General features: G+C 49.2%; 2 protein-coding genes. One reads left to right on the forward strand and one right to left on the reverse strand.

Annotated features, from left to right (window positions below; translation table 11 throughout):
• Positions 1-222: 222 nt before the first annotated feature.
• The gene (locus tag ACJMM9_RS02715) at positions 223-396 is read right to left on the reverse strand and encodes a hypothetical protein (protein ID WP_405323646.1); all 174 of its coding nucleotides are present in this window, start codon (positions 394-396) and stop codon (positions 223-225) included.
• A 480-nt stretch (positions 397-876) separates the two neighbouring features.
• Here ACJMM9_RS02715 and ACJMM9_RS02720 point away from each other — a divergent pair, with 480 nt between their 5' ends.
• The gene (locus ACJMM9_RS02720) at positions 877-1596 is read left to right on the forward strand and encodes a replication initiator protein A (protein ID WP_405323648.1); all 720 of its coding nucleotides are present in this window, start codon (positions 877-879) and stop codon (positions 1594-1596) included.
• Positions 1597-2715 lie beyond the last annotated feature (1119 nt).

Consider the following 2715-nt stretch of genomic DNA (forward strand, 5'->3'; position numbering starts at 1 on the left):
TAACCGCAAGTGCATAAAACAGAAACGGGGGACACCCCCGTACCCCCGAACCGAGAAAGGAAAAAGACCGGACAAGACACTCACAACGGCACTGCTGCCACAACAAAAAGCCCTCGGAGCCTGAACGCTTCGGGGGCTTTGTCTAACACACTATACTTATCATCTGATAAGCTCGTGTGTGTTCCGTGTAGTTTTGTAATATTATATTACCTACATCCTGCATCAGAGGGCGGAGGCGGCATCTGGGAAAGCGAGCGACCACGGAAGCATATCCGGCGGAAGCAGGTCAATGCAGGGCGGTTCCTCGGTGGTCACGCTGTAACTCTTACCGTCTGGATGTGCAAGCTTCCAGGCTGTAAGCTCTTTGATGTACCGATAGACATTTTGGCGTGCCATGCTCAGACCGGCGGCAATGTCAGAAATAGTTGCCTTGCTCCTGCACGCAAGGTAAAGCAAAATTCTATAATGCGGCGCACCGAGCCGGATACGAGAGAGCGCATCTACATAGTCAGTATCAATTACTATCTTTTTGTTGGACATTTTATCACTCCTTGTGTTTTTTTATTTGTTTTTTATTTATGGTTATTGCAAGATTTGCAAAAATATGGTATAGTAAAAAGGACATCAGCGAAAGCACCGCTGATGTCCAGAAAAAGCGGAAAGAGTTTGCGGCTCTGTTCCACCATCAACTATAATTATAACACGGATTCAACAACATGTCAATTTTGTTTTGCTTGCAAGACAATATTTCCTGCTTTTCTTTCATTATCAGGTATCCTTCAGACAGCGTTGTAGGGTTGTGTTACACTTATCATAGAACAGCCGCCGTTTTCTCTCTCTTTCTGCCTTGTAGAAGAAAACGGAGGTTGTTTTTTTATGTGTTTTATTAAATTTGACAAAAAGCTACTGAAAACCGGACTTTCACCGCGTGCGATGATCCTTTACGCTCTGATCAGCAACAGGATAGGCATATCAAAGCAAAACGGATGGTGCGACAGCTTCGGAACGTATTGTTATTATACAATGGAATCCATAGCAGAAGAAATGTGTATAGATAAACGTCAGGCTCGCCGCCTGATCTCAGAGTTGGAAGCCGCCGAACTGATACTCAGACAGCGGCAGTCAGGCAACAGAACCAAGCCTTTCAAAATTTACATTGCACCTATAAACGAGGAGACAAAAATGTCCTCTCACGAGGGGACAAAAATGTCCTCTCACGAGGGGACAAAAATGTCCCCCAAATCAGAAGAGTATAATAATAAGAGTATAGAATCTTCTTCTTCTGTTGATGAGCTGATCAGCTCCGCCGAAGCTCAGACCGAAAAGAGCCTGAGCGAAGAAGGAAAGAAGAAAATAAGAAACGCTATCGCAAAGAACAAAGAGAAGATCGGAAACCTGCAAGCCTATGTCAGACGGTGTGTAATAAATACAGCCGTCCTTGATACATTGGAACCAGAGCCGGAAGGCTATGCGCCAACGTATGATATAGCGGAGTACGAGAGCCAGAGCATAACGGATTTTATGCACAGCGGCGAGGAGTCAGAGCCGCAAACGCAGAAAACCGAGAATTTGACCATACCTGACCAAAAGCTATAAAAATATGCAATTTTTGACACGATTTTTGCAGGAAAGCCGCTGAAAACGGCGCAAAAATACAGAAAATTTGTTTGTTTGTGCATTGTGACTACAATTCTATAAGTATCATTTTTAACGCTCGGTTATATTGATACTTATAACGATGTCACAAAATCCGCATTCAGTCGCATTTTTAATACTTGAAACAGAGTTATTTTGATACGGTGGCAAAAACTCGAACTGTAAGAGGCTTTCCAAACTTCAAGCTTTATTGGCTGTCGGCGGAGCTCAAGACGCTAACGCGGACGCACCGCCGCCGAAATCAAGCTTTTATCCTAACCGAAAGTTCCAGTGCGTAACCGTCCGCTCCCGGCGGCGGAGCTCAAGACGCTAACGCGGACGCACCGCCGGCGGTCGCTGCTTTTATCGTAACCTCAGGTTTCCGCCGCCCGTCTCTCCCCCCGCTTCCGCCCGCGCTTCCAACGCCGCTGTCCCGTCGGGCTCCTGGGGGGGCATCGTCGGGCGGAAGTAATCAAAACTGGAAGTTAGTCTGTAGCCGTCCGCCCCCCGGCCGCCGCCCCGCCTGTCGCTTGCGAATGACGCGGGGGCCGGGCGCAAATAGCGGGTGTGCTAATCATTGCGCCCGGCTCCCGCTTCTCAAAACCTGCCTTTTGTCCCATCGGGCCCCCTACCCGAAAGAACAAAAGGCGGCTTTTGAGACATTCGCCGCGCTCGGGCAGGGGCGGCGGCTCGGGGGGCTACTTCATAGTACCTGTAAGTGAATTGTTGTATGCCCTACTTTATCGGCAAGCCCACCGGCAGAGCGCCTAAGCGCGGCGCACTGCCTGCCGCATAGTGACCACAAGTTCATGATCGTGTGTGCTACTGTATCGGCAAACAATCCGCCACACCGCCAGAGACCGGACAAGACGGTCACTGTCGGAGTGGCTGTTGCGTTGGTGACCGCAAGTGCATAAAACAGAAACGGGGGACACCCCCGTACCCCCGAACAGAAAGAAAGGAAAAAGACCGGACAAGACACTCACAGCGGCACTGCAGCCACGTTGGTAACCGCAAGTGCATAAAACAGAAACGGGGGACACCCCCGTACCCCCGAACCGAGAAAGGAAAAAGACCGGA

The organism is Fibrobacter sp. (assembly GCF_045112255.1).
Taxonomy (GTDB): Bacteria; Fibrobacterota; Fibrobacteria; order Fibrobacterales; family Fibrobacteraceae; genus Fibrobacter.